15 protein-coding genes are annotated in these 15045 nt (G+C 42.3%); 9 read left to right on the top strand and 6 right to left on the bottom strand.

Features of this window, described 5'->3' with window-relative positions; translation table 11 throughout:
* Nucleotides 1-107: 107 nt before the first annotated feature.
* Together ABJ384_RS08035 and ABJ384_RS08030 are read right to left on the bottom strand one after the other, a co-directional pair.
* Nucleotides 108-626 carry a hypothetical protein gene (locus tag ABJ384_RS08035; protein ID WP_349926622.1) on the bottom strand — a complete coding sequence of 173 codons (519 nt, stop codon included), beginning with the start codon at nucleotides 624-626 and terminating at the stop codon, nucleotides 108-110.
* Nucleotides 627-820: 194 nt separating this feature from the next.
* Nucleotides 821-1252: a hypothetical protein gene (locus ABJ384_RS08030; RefSeq protein WP_349926620.1), complete on the bottom strand. Its 432-nt coding sequence runs from the start codon at nucleotides 1250-1252 to the stop codon at nucleotides 821-823.
* A gap of 365 nt (nucleotides 1253-1617) precedes the next feature.
* On the opposite strand from ABJ384_RS08030, the gene prfA reads away from it, so the two are divergent.
* Both prfA and prmC read left to right on the top strand, forming a co-directional pair.
* Nucleotides 1618-2706, top strand: a complete 1089-nt coding sequence (prfA, locus tag ABJ384_RS08025; RefSeq protein ID WP_166169021.1) for a peptide chain release factor 1 — start codon at nucleotides 1618-1620, stop codon at nucleotides 2704-2706.
* Nucleotides 2706-3524, top strand: a complete 819-nt coding sequence (gene prmC / locus ABJ384_RS08020) for a peptide chain release factor N(5)-glutamine methyltransferase (protein ID WP_349926618.1) — start codon at nucleotides 2706-2708, stop codon at nucleotides 3522-3524. The genes prfA and prmC overlap by 1 nt, the downstream gene beginning before the upstream one ends.
* 38 nt (nucleotides 3525-3562) lie before the next feature.
* On the opposite strand, the gene ABJ384_RS08015 is transcribed toward prmC, so the two are convergent.
* The 4 genes from ABJ384_RS08015 to ABJ384_RS08000 all read right to left on the bottom strand — a co-directional run bounded on the left by ABJ384_RS08015 (nucleotide 3563) and on the right by ABJ384_RS08000 (nucleotide 7475).
* The gene (locus tag ABJ384_RS08015) at nucleotides 3563-4393 is read right to left on the bottom strand and encodes an ABC transporter permease (protein WP_349926616.1); all 831 of its coding nucleotides are present in this window, start codon (nucleotides 4391-4393) and stop codon (nucleotides 3563-3565) included.
* Complete coding sequence (locus tag ABJ384_RS08010) at nucleotides 4393-5292, bottom strand: aliphatic sulfonate ABC transporter substrate-binding protein (RefSeq protein WP_349929720.1); 900 nt, start codon at nucleotides 5290-5292, stop codon at nucleotides 4393-4395. Before ABJ384_RS08010 ends, ABJ384_RS08015 begins: the two co-directional genes overlap by 1 nt.
* A gap of 596 nt (nucleotides 5293-5888) precedes the next feature.
* Nucleotides 5889-6242 (bottom strand): hypothetical protein, encoded by a 354-nt coding sequence (locus ABJ384_RS08005; protein ID WP_349926614.1) that lies wholly within the window; start codon nucleotides 6240-6242, stop codon nucleotides 5889-5891.
* Between the two features lie 213 nt (nucleotides 6243-6455).
* Nucleotides 6456-7475, bottom strand: a complete 1020-nt coding sequence (locus ABJ384_RS08000; RefSeq protein ID WP_349926612.1) for an AraC family transcriptional regulator — start codon at nucleotides 7473-7475, stop codon at nucleotides 6456-6458.
* Nucleotides 7476-7632: 157 nt separating this feature from the next.
* On the opposite strand from ABJ384_RS08000, the gene ABJ384_RS07995 reads away from it, so the two are divergent.
* From ABJ384_RS07995 to ABJ384_RS07965, 7 genes are all read left to right on the top strand, one after another.
* Nucleotides 7633-8403: a 3-hydroxyacyl-CoA dehydrogenase gene (locus ABJ384_RS07995; RefSeq protein ID WP_349926610.1), complete on the top strand. Its 771-nt coding sequence runs from the start codon at nucleotides 7633-7635 to the stop codon at nucleotides 8401-8403.
* A 279-nt stretch (nucleotides 8404-8682) separates the two neighbouring features.
* Entirely contained in the window at nucleotides 8683-9819 is a 1137-nt protein-coding gene (locus tag ABJ384_RS07990) for an acyl-CoA dehydrogenase family protein (protein WP_349926608.1), read from the top strand.
* Between the two features lie 240 nt (nucleotides 9820-10059).
* Complete coding sequence (locus ABJ384_RS07985) at nucleotides 10060-11706, top strand: AMP-binding protein (RefSeq protein WP_349926606.1); 1647 nt, start codon at nucleotides 10060-10062, stop codon at nucleotides 11704-11706.
* A gap of 132 nt (nucleotides 11707-11838) precedes the next feature.
* Nucleotides 11839-12612: a HesA/MoeB/ThiF family protein gene (locus ABJ384_RS07980; protein ID WP_349926604.1), complete on the top strand. Its 774-nt coding sequence runs from the start codon at nucleotides 11839-11841 to the stop codon at nucleotides 12610-12612.
* 58 nt (nucleotides 12613-12670) lie between these two features.
* Nucleotides 12671-13969, top strand: a complete 1299-nt coding sequence (locus tag ABJ384_RS07975; protein WP_349926602.1) for an AarF/UbiB family protein — start codon at nucleotides 12671-12673, stop codon at nucleotides 13967-13969.
* Nucleotides 13970-14093: 124 nt separating this feature from the next.
* Nucleotides 14094-14474, top strand: coding sequence for a dihydroneopterin aldolase (gene folB, locus ABJ384_RS07970; RefSeq protein ID WP_349926600.1), 381 nt, complete (start codon nucleotides 14094-14096; stop codon nucleotides 14472-14474).
* Complete coding sequence (locus tag ABJ384_RS07965) at nucleotides 14431-14868, top strand: 2-amino-4-hydroxy-6-hydroxymethyldihydropteridine diphosphokinase (protein WP_349926598.1); 438 nt, start codon at nucleotides 14431-14433, stop codon at nucleotides 14866-14868. The genes folB and ABJ384_RS07965 overlap by 44 nt, the downstream gene beginning before the upstream one ends.
* The last annotated feature ends 177 nt before the right edge of the window (nucleotides 14869-15045 follow it).

Raw genomic sequence — 15045 nt, 5'->3', positions numbered from 1 at the left:
CTTGTATATCGTTTTTTTTCGATATATGGGCGATGCCTGTGATTTGGCTTGTAGCAAGCATAAAAAAGCACCCGAAGGTGCTTTAAGGCAATTTGTATTGCGATGAATTAACGTTTACCGTTTTTGTACCAACCTAAATGATGACCATTGTCGTGGCGGTCACTGTAACGATAACTGTTATAACGGCGATCATAGCGGTCATCATAACGACGCTCATCACGATCATAGCGACGCTCATCACGGTCATCGTAGCGACGGTCTTCGCTTACTTTTTTACCCAGTACCGAACCACCAGCAGCACCTAATCCGGCACCGATATAACCGCCACTAGTACCACCCATATTTTTACCTACGGTATAGCCACCAGCACCGCCCAGAGCACTACCGATCACGGCACCAGTACGGTCACGTTTGTTGGAAGAAACACCGGCACCGGCTCCAGCACCAATCGCTGAACCAATCATTGCGCCTGTGGTACCACCCATCTGTTTACCCACGGCGGCACCTACAACACCGCCCAGAGCAGAAGTTAAGGCTGTATTTGTTGTATTGCCTGCATTGGCTGTAGTCATGGTCAAAGCAGATGAAGTCACTACAGCAGCAAGAATGATGGAATTAAATTTCATGGCAAACTCCTTTTGGAAGCTTTTGTTATTTCTTGAGTTAAATGTAATAAAAGATGTAGAAATGATCATGGGTGAGTTGTTTATCATTTGTATTTTTATCTTTCAGATTTATCCATAATTAATAACGGATCATTATGATAAAAAATCAAAAAAGCACCTTCAGGTACTTTTTTGTTCTGTCTTAGCATCATCTATTAACGATGGCTACGATAATATCTTTTAGAATGTTTCTTGTATTTGCGTTGATCCGCACGACGGTCTTCTGAAACTTTTTTACCCAGTACCGAACCACCTGCAGCACCTAGTGCAGAGCCGATATAGCCACCAGTAGAACCACCGACATTTTTACCTACGGCATAACCACCAACACCGCCTAGACCACCACCGATAGCAGCACCAGTACGATTACGTCGGTCTGCAGAAACTGCAGCACCACCAGCACCACCGATAGCAGAGCCAATCATTGCACCGGTATTACCACCCATCTGTTTACCAATTGCGGTACCAGCTACGCTACCTAATGCGGATGTTGCCGCAATACGAGTAGAGTTGTCTGCATGAGCAGTAACAGTAAACATTGATGCAGCCGCCATTGCCGCGCTGAGTAATAATGCATTCAGTTTCATAGTTAACTCCATGTCCAAAATGAACGTTATAGGTAAGTTATTTCGATGTCGGCAAATGTAACAAAAATTTTTTCCAACAATGTGGAGAGGTTCAACTAGAGTTGTGGCGTTTAGTGTCTGCTTTGTAAAGTTATATTAACAATATTTTAAAGTGCTCATAAAATGCACGTTTATAAGGCAAATATGAATAAAACTGGTATCAATACAGTTCTTATCTTAAAAAAATCCCTTTCTACATGTGGTTTTGTCCCCACAATATCTATGTCATTTAACCCTTAGAATCGTTACACTAGGCACAATTTTTTTGCGCTGATCTATGTCCTATAAGGCATGGAGATAGCCTTTGTATTGAGATATTTAGCAAAATGAAAGAATCGTTACGTTTACGATTAGATCAACTTTCTGACCGTCATGAAGAATTAAACGCATTACTTGCCGACGTTGAAGTGATTTCAGATAACAAACGCTTCCGCCAATTGTCTCGTGAGCATAGTGATTTATCTGAAATTACTGAAGTCTGGACTAAATTCCGCCAGGCAGAAGAAGATATACAAACTGCTGAAGCCATGTTGAGCGATCCTGACTTTAAGGAAATGGCTCAGGAAGAAATAAAAGACAATAAGGCGCTGCTGGAACAGTTAGAAGCAGACTTAAATATTCTGATGATTCCGAAAGATCCAAATGATGCCAATTCTGCCTATCTGGAAATTCGAGCCGGAACCGGTGGTGATGAAGCTGCGATTTTCTCGGGTGATTTATTCCGCATGTATAGCAAATATGCGGAAAATCAAGGCTGGCGCATAGAAATCCTGTCTGAAAATGAAGGCGAACATGGCGGTTATAAAGAAGTCATCTGCCTGATTAATGGTGAAGGTGTTTATGGTCGCCTGAAATTTGAAAGTGGTGCACACCGTGTACAGCGCGTTCCTGCAACTGAATCTCAAGGCCGTGTGCATACTTCAGCATGTACGGTTGCCATTTTGCCAGAAGTGGATGTCGATACTTCGGTAGAGATTAACCCGGCAGACTTGCGTATTGATACTTATCGTGCATCGGGTGCAGGTGGTCAGCACATTAACAAAACTGATTCGGCAGTCCGTATTACCCACATTCCAACCGGTACGGTGGTTGAATGTCAGGATGAACGTTCACAACATAAGAATAAAGCCAAAGCCATGGCACTTCTGGTTTCACGTCTGGAAAATGCCAAACGTGCGGCGGCAGATGCGGCAACTTCGGAAATGCGCCGTGACTTGGTTGGTTCCGGTGACCGTTCGGAACGTATCCGTACTTATAACTATCCGCAAGGTCGTATGACTGATCACCGTATCAACCTGACTTTATATAAGCTGGATGCCGTGATGGAAGGTGACTTGACCGAATTGCTTGACAGTTTGCATCGTGAATATCAGGCAGACCAGCTGGCACTTCTTGCACAGCAGAATGGTGGCTAATGAATATTGCACAGGCTTTGGCCTTACGTGGTGATGCAGAAAGCTATGAACGCCAGGAAAATGCGTGGTTACTTGAGCACATTACCAAAATTGATGCTTTTGATTTGTCATTGAAAAAAACTCTGGAATTAACAGCAGAGCAAGAACAGGCCTATCGTAGCGGTCTGGCACGTATTGCAGCAGGTGAACCTTTGGCTTATGTCACCGGTTCACAACCCTTCTGGACACTGGATTTAAAAGTCACTCCAGATACCTTGGTCCCACGTCCGGATACTGAAGTTTTAGTTGAAACTGTTTTACGTTTGGACTTACCAGAAGATGCCCGTATTGTCGATTTGGGAACTGGAACGGGTGCGATTGCCTTATCACTGGCCAGTGAACGTCCGAATTGGTCTATTACGGCAACCGATATTTATGCACCGACTCTAGACGTTGCAGAGTTTAATGCCGAAAAGCATGATCTTGAGCAGGTGCGTTTTGTTTGTGGTTCCTGGTTTAAACCTTTGGGCCGTGAATTCTTTGATGTCATTGTTTCTAATCCGCCGTATATTGATGCGGATGATATCCATATGCAGGATTTGGCGACAGAACCGGAACGTGCTTTGGTGGCAGACAAACACGGTTTGGCAGATTTAGAGCAGATTATTGTTCAAGGCAAAAAGCATTTAACCGTCAATGGTTGGGTGGTACTTGAACATGGCTACGATCAGGGTGATGCTGTACGACATATTTTTACCCAAGCCGGATATAAAGAAGTTCGTACAGTAAAAGACTATGGCGGTAATGACCGTGTCACTTTGGGGCAGTGGCCGCATTAATCTTAAAAAAGATAAAAAAATAAAGCGCATCATGCGCTTTATTTTTTGACCACATCACGCCAGCGTAACAGCCATTTTTCAGCAATTTTCATTAAGCTATCCGTCATTTTGCCTAAAATCGCCAATAAAATAATTGCAATAATCACAATGTCAGGTCGAGAGGTTTCCCGTCCATCACTAAGCAAATAACCAATCCCTTGAGTGGCCGCGATCAGTTCAGCAGCAATCATAAACATCCAGGACAAGCTCAGGCTGTTGCGTAAACCGGTTAAAATACCCGGGGATGCTGCCGGAAGTACAATCTCCTTGATCTGTTGCAGGTATTTCAGACGGTAGACTTGCGCGACTTCAATCAGCTTGCGGTCTACGCCCTGAATCTCGGCAACGGTATTGGTATAGGTCGGGAAAAATGCGCCGATGGCAATCAGGGTAATTTTGGATGCTTCATCGATGCCTAACCACAGCAGTAACAGGGGAATCCATGCCAGACTTGGAATCGACTTAATCGCTGAAAAAGAAGGTTCTAAAAATTCTTCAGCTTGCTTGTTTAAACCGACCAAGATGGCGAAAACCAGCGCAAGTCCGCTACCAATAAAGAAGCCTAGAAATACCCGCCAGGTACTGGTCCAGATATGTAGCCACAAATCACCTGTAGACAGTTCTAATAACGATTGCCATAAACTGCTGGGTGCGGGGAGCAGATAGGGTGCTATAAAACCGTTTCTAACCAAAATTTCACACAGGATCAACGCAAGAACAGGGATGACCAACCCCTTCAGCTTGCTTAATAATTTAAGCAAGCCAGGCGCTTGGACTCTATCCACTTTAGGTTGAACCAGTGCCTTATTCGTTGTTACAGACGAATTCATTATCTATTTACAACCTTGTTTGCATATTTCGCATCAAACAGTTGATCAATCACCTGATTGACATTAGTGCCTTTACGAACTAAATCCTCTTCGGTCAAAATGGTTCCTGATTTTTTCAATGCATTGAGATGTTTTACAGTCGGGATGTTTTGCTCAAAATTGGTACGGCTGAGTTGCAATTTGGCTACAGCAATAGGCAATTTCGATTCACGTGCCAGCAATTCGGCCAGTTTGGCTGGATTGGCTTTGGCCCATTTACGTGCCTGTTCATAAGCTTTAATCACCGCTTCGATGGCTTCCGGGCTTTGGCTCGCAAATTGCTCCCTGGTACTTAATACGCTGTAACTATTAAAACCGACATTTCGATACAGCAGTTTTGCACCTGACTGGACTTGTGCAGAAGCCATTAGTGGATCTAAACCTGCCCAGGCATCGACTTGGCCACGTTCAAGCGCCGTTTTACCATCTGGATGTTGCAAATGTACAAGCTGAACATCCTTTTTATTCAAGCCTGCTGTTTCCAGTGCCTGTAAGGTAAACAGGAAAGGGTCTGTACCTTTGGTGGCGGCAATTTTTTTTCCTTTTAAATCTTTTAGGTTTTTAATGGGAGAATTTTTTGCAACCAATAAGGCCGTCCATTCAGGCTGACTCTGGATGTAGATGGTTTTAATCGGACTGCCATTGGCACGGCTGAGTACGGCTGCCAAACCGGCGGTTGAGGAAAAATCTACACTGCCACTATTTAAATATTCGAGTGAACGGTTACTCCCTTGACTAAACACCCATTTAATCTGGGTTTTAGGTAAAGCTTTTTCCAAAAGTTTTTGTTCCTTCACCACCAAACTGGTCGGAGCATAATAGGCATAATCCAGTTTTAGCGTATCAGGTAGGGCTGCCATGCTATATTGACTGACCAAGCCGAATGTGATCGCTGTGAGTATTTTCGTTTTGAAACCAGAATTTTGCATATAAGTCCCGATAGAATGATTTGAATGAGATGCGGCAAATACTGCCAGTAACTCAAGGGATAAGACAAAAGAGTAATTTTTATAAAATTATCTTAATTCTGGATATGTTGAATTTTGTGAAATAAGTTTATGAATTTTAATGAATTTATTTTGTATGTTTAAATATTTTGCACTTTATATCAAAAAGTTACATCAGTATGAATAAAAATAAAATATGAAACAATTAAGAAAAATGAGATTTTGTAATTTTAATGTCATTACTATGTAATTACATTAATGGTTGCGTTTAGCGATTGCTGAAAACGATGACTTAAAGAAAATAGTCAAAACTATGTTTTTAAATGGTAATGCAACCTGCCAACAGGATTTGATGAGTAATTCAGATCTGTCTGGTGCAATGCATAAGAGATGTAACTAGAAAAAGATATGTGGGCAAATCTACTTGGGGCGTGATATAAAATCAAACAAATTAAATTGATTTAAAAAAAGCGACTCACTGGAGTCGCTTTTTTTAATAGGTTTTAGATTTATATTAGAAAATCTTGTAAACCATCAGATATTTCCAAGTGTGCAAGCGCATCGGTTTCAAGCGCTAAACAAAGCGCCACAATTTTTGCTGTATCTGCAAGATATTGCTCATCTTTTAAAGCTACGCCAGTTTGTAAAGCTTGAATACGATCAGCACTGATATCCAGTGCTTGAGCGGATTCAATGGCATCTGCACGATTGAAGAAATTGACCACCACATTTTGAAGTGCAGAATCAGCAGTATTTAAAATACCTTGATTGAATAACTCATCAAATTGACTGGTGTGAGAATTGAGAGAATGAGTAAAATTTTGCACCAAGCTTTGCTCTAGTACATCAATCATTTTAAGCATGTCAGAACCTTTAATATAAGGTGATTTAACAGGGAGATTACAGCAGGGGTGGCATAAAGATATGCCTTTAAATTGGTTGAAAATCAACCTATTTTTTCACTTTTTGCAAATAAATTCCGACGAAAAATGCATCATTTTTTAAGTTAATGAAAAGCAAAGAATTATTAAATTTTTAGAAAAGCATCTATATTCTTATGGCTTATATTGAATTTATTACTCCTTATTTTGCCGATAAGCCCCGGGACTGACGCCGGTCCATTTTTTGAAAGCACGATGGAATGCACTCGGATCGTGAAAGCTGAGTTCATCACTAATTTGTTGCAAAGTTTTCTCTGTTTTGGTCAGAAATTCAATGGCTGTATCACGCCGGATATCATTTTTAAGTTGTTGATAGCTGACACCTTCGCTTTTTAAACGTCTTTGCATAGTGGCATCCGAAATATTTAAGCGCTGGGCAATTTCATTCAGTTCTAACCATTCAGCAGGTGGAACATTCATTAAATGTTTACGGATTTGCGAGCTAATCGCATGTGGATTTTTAAAGCGCACCAGCAGGTTATGCGGTGTTTGTCTAATAAACTGATGCCATGACTGTTTGTCCTGTTTGATCTGAATATTTAAATAATTGGCATCGAACTGGATATAGTTTTCATGGCTATTGTATTGAATATTTTCACAAAAACGGACTTTATAGTCCTGATCATCCAGTGGTGCATCACATTTGAGCTGAATCTGATTCAGTAAAACTCTTTGTCCAGTTAACCAGCACATCAAAGCATGAATCAGCATTAAATAAGTGGCATAACTGAACATTCTTTTGGTGTGTTTCTGTTCATAAATCACAATATAGGCATAGTTTTCCTGCACAGATAATTGACTGATAAAATCATCCAGAACCAGATTTAAAAACTGCAAAATTTGCTGTAGGGCTTTTTCCAGGGTTTCGGCATGCATGACGGATTGGGATAACAGTTTAAAACTGCCGCGCCGCATTGGGTGGCTGTCCATCCCAAAAAACTCGTCGTTCATGACATCGGCCAGCTCAGTCCAAAGCTGGGCATATTGTGAAACTGAAACGCGAGCCTTACTGGAATGCAGCAACTCAACAGGAATACCGGATTTGAGCAAGATATTTTGCGTGTTCAATCCCTGATGCTGGGCAGATAAAAGCGCTTCATGCACCAGACTGATCGAGATTGTGCCTTTACTGTAATTTAAGTTTTTTTCATTCATGTACAGATATCCGTATTCCGTATTTTTTGCTGCGCTGATCTGGATTGTCCAAATCCATCATAAAAGATGCAAGGTTTGGAAATTGTACTCTAGCTGAACTGCCTTTACTCTGCATCTTAAGTCGAGTGTTTATTCAAATAATTAACAGGAACAAAAAATGAAAATTCAAGGAAAAGTATTTGTCGTGACAGGCGGTGCATCGGGTTTGGGTGCAGCCACAGCCACTTATCTGGTGGGTCAGGGCGCTCAGGTGATTATGGTGGATATGAACCAGGAGCTAGGTCAGGAAATGCAGCAGCGCTTGGGTGAGCATGCAGTTTTTGTCAAACTGGATGTGACCGATGAGTATGCAGTCAAAGTTTTCTTTGAAAATATTGAGCAGCAGTACGGTCAGTTAAATGGTCTGGTGAACTGTGCCGGGATTGCACCGTCTGCCAAAGTGTTGGGTCGTGATGGCATTCATGATCTGGGTCTGTTCCAGAAAGTATTGAATATCAATGTCAGTGGTACTTTTAACATGATCCGTTTTGCGGCAAGTTTGATGGCGAAATATCCATTGCAGCCAGGTGAAGAAGAGCGTGGGGTGATTGTCAATACTGCTTCAGTGGCCGCATTTGAAGGACAACTCGGGCAAGCGGCTTATGCTGCTTCTAAAGGTGCTGTGGTGTCCATGACTTTACCTCTGGCACGTGAACTGGCGCGTGAGGCTATTCGGGTGATGACCATTGCGCCAGGCATTATGGAAACGCCGATGCTGAAAGCCATGCCGCAAAATGTTCAGGAGGCTTTGGGGCAGATGGTGCCATTTCCATCGCGTTTGGCCAAACCGGAAGAGTTTGCGCATTTAGTGGGTCATATTTTTGAAAATACGTATTTAAATGGTGAAGTGATTCGTCTGGATGGCGCGATTCGTATGCAGCCGAAGTAATTATTGATAATGGCGGTGGCATGACGGAGTTTTTTCAATATGTAATACAAACTCTGTTTAACCTTCGGTTCGACCTACTTTTCTTCCGGGAAAAGTAGGCAAAACCATCCCCATTCGCAAAACCTGTTTAATCAAAATTACAGTCCTCTGTCTCGCAGAAACATTAACTTTTAGATGTATTTCAGGTTGCGAATGGGATTGTCGTGTATCAAATATTGCTTAAATTTTTATAAATAAAGAATTTTAAAAACTGAATGTGAAACATGAGAGGGAAGCTCAATGATTTTAAATGATGAACAAAAGATGGTTCAGGACATGTTGCGGAATTATTCGCAAAATAAGTTAAAACCTACTGCCGCAGAACGTGATAAAACTGCTCAATTTCCCACACAAGAACTGAAAGAACTTGGTGAGCTGGGTGCTTTGGGCATGACCGTATCCGAACAATGGGGCGGTGCGGGTTTGGACTATGTTTCACTGGTGCTTGCCTTGGAAGAAATTGCTGCAGGTGATGGCGCAATTTCCACCATTGTCAGTGTGCAAAACTCTTTGCCGTGTGGCATTACCCAGCGTTACGGTACGGAAGCACAGAAACAGAAATATCTCAGCAAACTGGCTACAGGTGAATGGCTTGGCTGTTTCTGTCTCACCGAACCGCAAGCCGGTTCAGATGCCGGTGCACTGGAATGTAAAGCAGAACGTGATGGAGATGAATGGGTATTGAATGGTACCAAACAGTTCATTACCACAGGCAAACATGCCCAAGTGGCGATTGTCTTTGCTGTGACCGATAAAGCTGCAGGGAAAAAAGGCATTTCCTGTTTTCTGGTGCCTACAGATACCGAAGGTTATATCGTTTCACGTCTGGAAGAAAAAATGGGGCAACACTGTTCCGATACCGCCACCATCATTTTTGAAAATTGCCGGATTCCTGCTGAAAACTTACTTGGCAAGGAAGGAGAAGGCTACAAGATTGCATTATCCAACCTTGAATCTGGCCGAATCGGGATTGCCGCACAATCCGTTGGCATGGCGCGTGCTGCACTCGATGCCGCTGTGGAATATGCCAATCAGCGTAAAGCATTTGGGGTAGAGATTGTACAGCATCAGGCTGTTGCATTCCGTCTGGCAGATATGGCCACGCAGATTGAAGCTGCACGCCAACTGATTTTCCATGCGGCAACCTTAAAAGATGCAGGGCTACCATGTTTGAAAGAAGCTTCTATGGCCAAGCTGTTTGCATCCACCATGGCGGAGCGGGTGTGTTCCGATGCCATTCAGATTCATGGCGGTTATGGCTATGTCTCGGATTTCCCGGTAGAGCGGATTTACCGCGACGTACGGGTCAGCCAGATTTATGAAGGGGCTTCGGATATTCAGCGTCTAGTGATTGCCCGCGAGGTGACTAAAATCTAAACCGGCTAAAGCTTTAAATGGCTAAATTTTAGACTTTAGTCGGTGTTCAAATCCTGCACATTTTCTGATGGATAAGGAAATTGCAGGAGCTGGGAAATCATGGTTATCTAAGTCAACTGTGAAGTAAAAAACTTAAAGATGTTGAATCAGCTTTGGCATTTTTAGAGTCAGAACAATAAGCAAAATGGATCAGCAAAGCAGGAGCTTTGTTTATAAAATAACGGATGAGAGGTTGTCGTCATGAAGACACTACAACAAGCATATCAAGAGTTTAATTTTGATGATTTTCTTGCACAGCAACTGGTCGGTACGGCTGAGTCAGTCAATGCCTATGTTGAATGTTGCGAGCGTTATCTCGGTTTAAACAAAACGGCCTTAATCTGGGAAGGCAAAAATGGCGAATCTGCCGAATGGACATTTGAACAGCTGGCAGAAGCCTCTGGAAAACTGGCAAATTATTTTAGCTCGATTGGCTTAAAAGCAGGGGATTGTATTGCCGGTTTATTACCGCGTACGCCTGAATTGCTGATTACCATTTTGGCTACCTGGCGCATGGGTGCAATTTACCAGCCATTGTTTACTGCTTTTGAGTCCAAAGCCATTGAGCACCGGATCAATACTGCCAAAACCCAATTGATTGTGACCAATGCAGAACAACGCTCAAAACTGAATGGTGTCACTGTACCGCATATTTTAACAGTACATCTACGCGATGCTTCAAGCCATGCAGATGCCGATTTCTGGACAGAACTGGCTGGGCAATCAGAATCTTTTGAACCGGTGATGCAGACTTTTGCAGATGATTTCCTGATGATGTTTACTTCTGGAACCACAGGTTTGGCAAAATCGGTACAGGTTCCTTTAAAAGCACTGCTGGCATTTAAAGGCTATATGATCCACGCGGTGGATTTGCGTGAAGAAGACTCTTTCTGGAATCTGGCCGATCCGGGTTGGGCTTATGGTTTGTATTATGGTATTACCGGACCTTTAAGCTTGGGGTATAGCATTATTATGGATGAACGTGCGTTTAGTGTAGATAACGCCGTGCAGATCATTAAAAAGCATAAAGTCAGTAACTTGACCGGTTCACCAACGGCATTCCGGATGTTTTTTGGATTCAAGGAAAAATTTGATCCATCCATTAAAGAACATTTACGTGCCGTCAGTAGTGCCGGTGAGCCATTAACCCCAGAAGTGATTCACTGGTTTAATCATGATTTGAATGTCAATATTTATGATCAGTATGGCCAGACTGAACTGGGGATGGTGATTGCCAATCATCATGCTTTAGAACATGAAAAGAAAGTCGGTTCTGCAGGTTTTGCCAACCCGGGTCATCGTTTTGTGGTCCTGAATCAAAACCATGAAGAAGTGGAAAGAGGTGGGATTGGTACCTTGGCTATTGATTTTTCGCAATCACCTTTAACCTGGTTTAAAGGTTATGGCAGCAATAACCGTAAATCATTCGTTGGACATTATTATTTAACCGGTGATACGGTGAAATTAAATGAACTGGGTGGGGTGGATTTTATCGGGCGTGCTGACGATGTCATTACAACGTCAGGCTATCGTGTGGGGCCTTTTGATGTAGAAAGCACTTTACTGGAATGTGCCGAGGTCTTGGAATCTGCAGTCATTGGCAAGCCAGACCCGGAACGTACCGAGGTGGTGAAAGCTTTTGTCGTCCTTAAACCGCAATTTTCGGCTTCGGATGCGTTAAGCCATAAACTTCAGGAATATGTGCGTTCACGTTTGTCTAAACATGCCTATCCTAAAGAAATCGAATTTGTCGAAGGTTTACCTAAAACCACGAGTGGTAAAATTCAACGCAATTTACTCAAACAGCAGGAAATTGCCAACATGCAAGGAATTCAGAAAGTCAGTTAAACCTTTTTTGTTTTTTAAAGTTTCATGCTCTTGCACCCGAAAGGGTGCTTTTTTTAGTCCTATGCAAAATTCATTTTGAACTATAATGGCTGTCTGGTTTAAGCAAACGCAAGTAATAGATAGGATAAGCAAGTGACCCAAGCACTCGACATGGATCTAGAGTTAAGCGATGAAGAAATGCATCTTTACAGCCGGCAAATTCTGCTGGATGGCTGGGACATTGAAGCCCAGGAAAAACTGAAACTTGCCAATGTCCTGATTGTCGGTTGTGGTGGAATTGGCTGCACTACAGCTGAACTTCTTGCTCGAGCAGGTGTAGGGAAAATCACCTTAATTGATGCTGACACCATTGAAATGAGTAATCTGCAACGGCAAATAGCCTATGTAGAAGACAATATCGGTTTCTATAAATCTGAGATACTGGCCAAGCGATTACAGCAGATCAATCCGCATATCCGTGTTGAATCTCAAACAGTAAAACTGGACGAGAGCAATGCAGAAGCATTAATTTCAGCTCAAGATCTGGTTTTAGATGGCTGTGATAATTTCACTACACGTTATCTCGTCAACCAAAGCTGCAAGCAATTCAATGTACCTTTAATCAGTGCTTCAGCGATTGGTTTTCAGGGACAGCTGTTTATGGTAGAAGGCGAATCTGCCTGTTATGAATGTCTATTTCCCAAAGAACAGCATGCCAATGAAAACCTGCGCTGTGCAGATTCAGGCGTATTAGCTACGACTCCGAATGTTATGGCGAGTTTGCAGGCGCATCATGCTTTACTCTACTTGGGGCTGGGCAAAATACCACTGAAACAAAAACTGATGCTCTGGGATGGATTAAGCATGAAACAACGTCTACTTGCTTTCGAAAAAGATACAGATTGTCCAATCTGTCAGGCAAGATAGACCTGCAAGACCATATTTTTTTGCTACACTCGCTATAATTTAATTCTAAGCTGACATTATGAAAAACAATATCTGGTTAGATGGCCTGCGTTCAGTTGCCCGTGTCGGGGAAACGGCTGTAATTGCAGCAAAAGCGGGCTTTAAATACGCCACAGAAAAACCAAGTAACGCCAAGCTGATGCGTGAAACTTTTGAATCCTTAGGTTCAACCTATATCAAGCTCGGACAGTTTATTGCCAGCACACCGTCATTATTCCCACGTGAATATGTAGAAGAATTTCAGGGCTGTTTGGATCAGACTCCATCTTTGCCTTTTAGTTATGTACAAGGCGTATTGGCATCAGAATTTGCGGGTCGAAATTTAGATGAAATTTTTGCTTCCATTGATGAAAAGCCTTTAGCCTCGGCCTCTATCGCACAGGTTCACGCAGCCAAACTCGTGACTGGTGAAGATGTGGTGATTAAAGTGCAAAAACCGGGTGTAGAAACCATTCTGTATACCGACTTGAATGTCTTGCACTGGGCCACCAAGCTTTTGGAAAAAGCCGTACCGAAAGTGAAATTTGCATCACTTGCCGATATTGTCGAGGAAATTAAAACTCGCATGGTACGCGAAGTCGACTTTATTGAAGAAGCGCAAAACCTGGACGATTTCGTTAATTATCTGAATATAACGCAAAACCAGAAAGCGACTGCACCAAAAGTTTATCATCAATACTCAACCCGCCGTGTACTCACCATGCAGCGCTTATATGGCGTGCCATTGACCGATTTTGATGTAGTAAAAAAAGTGGCTAAAGACCCATCCCAGGTGCTCATTACCGCCATGAATACCTGGTTTGGCAGCTTGATGATGTGTAACAGCTTCCATGCAGACTTGCATGCCGGAAACCTGATGTTGCTTGAAGATGGTCGTGTCGGTTTTATTGATTTTGGTATTGTGGGTCAGTTGAAGCCTGAAGTCTGGACAGCTTGTATTGCCTTCATGGATGCGCTGCAAAAAACCGAATACACCTTAATGGCTGAAAACATGCTGAAAATGGGCATGACCAACAAGAAAATTGATACTCAAGTTTTGGCGGCTGACTTAGAACGCCTGTTCAGTGGTGTCCTTTTGGCTGATCCTCAAGAGTTACTCACTTCCAATCCTGCCGATTTAAACGACATCATGATGGATATGGTGGGAGTGGGCGAGCGTCATGGCATTCGCTTCCCGCGCGACTTTGCCTTGCTGTTTAAGCAAATGCTGTATTTCGATCGCTTTATGCGCATCCTTGCACCATATACCGATATTTATGCAGACCAGAGACTGCAAATGGTGCAAACTCTTGATCCAAATGTGTTGTTAAAAAACTAAGTTATTAGTTTGAAAATCTCCCTAAATCCCTCTTTATAAAAGAGGGACTTTTCCTTTTTTAAAGGGTGAGAAACATTGTTTCGAAAGGGAGGGATTAAAGAATCTAAGTCTGTTAGGGGCAAACATGGACGCAATCATCATTGAAGGTTTAAAGGTCGAAACTGTGGTGGGATGTTTCAATTGGGAACGTCAAATCATGCAACCTTTAATGTTGGATATGACTATCCAGACCAGTCTGGAACAGGCTTCCAATTCGGATCAACTGGAACATACCCTGAATTACGCTGAAATTTGCGAGATTTCTGCCAAAGTCATTCAGGATGCCAAGCCAGAATTGATTGAACATGCAGCAAAACTTGTGCTAAATGCGCTTTTTACTACCTTTCCTGCAGTAGAATCGATTATGATTACTATCCGTAAGCCTGCCATTATCGCGCAAGCAAATTCTGTAGGAATTCGTCTTGAACGCCAACGAAACGATATTCGCCTTAGCTCTGGCGAGTAATTGTCATCCCCAACAGCATTTTCAAAACGCTATGAAACAAATCTCCGGTTTGGGAGAGGTGCAATTTTCTCAAATTTATGTGATTCCGTGTCGTGATGCGGTGGGGGAGGATTACTGGAATGCGGCCTGTTTGTTAAAAGCAGCGATGTTGGTTGAGGATGTCATTACTTTACTAAAAAAAATGGAAGCCGATTCTGGTCGGGTACGGCCTTCGCATCAAATTTCTTTGGATGTCGACTTAATTGCCTGGGGACAGGATTTACAGCATATGCAGTTTAATCCTAAAAAGTTACCATTAGCTCTAGATGTTAAAATACCGATGCTGGATATTTGGCAAAGTAGCGATTTTCAGCATGAAAATCATCAATTTCCAGTGGTCAATTGGATAAATTAAAATTCACTCGCACATGTATAAGCGAATTTAACTGATTAAAAATAGCCTAAGCAATATAAGATCAACCTGATGACTTAATTTTTTTAATCAGCGAACAAACATTGAGTGAAAGATGAGTACTTGTGGTTTGAGTTATTGGAATTATAAGAATAATCAAATATGAGATGCGGAATGTGA

It is taken from the genome of Acinetobacter sp. A1-4-2 (assembly GCF_040233925.1).
GTDB lineage: Bacteria > Pseudomonadota > Gammaproteobacteria > Pseudomonadales > Moraxellaceae > Acinetobacter.
Note: the sequence above shows the minus strand (reverse complement) of the source record. Positions and strands in the feature narration are given on the sequence as shown.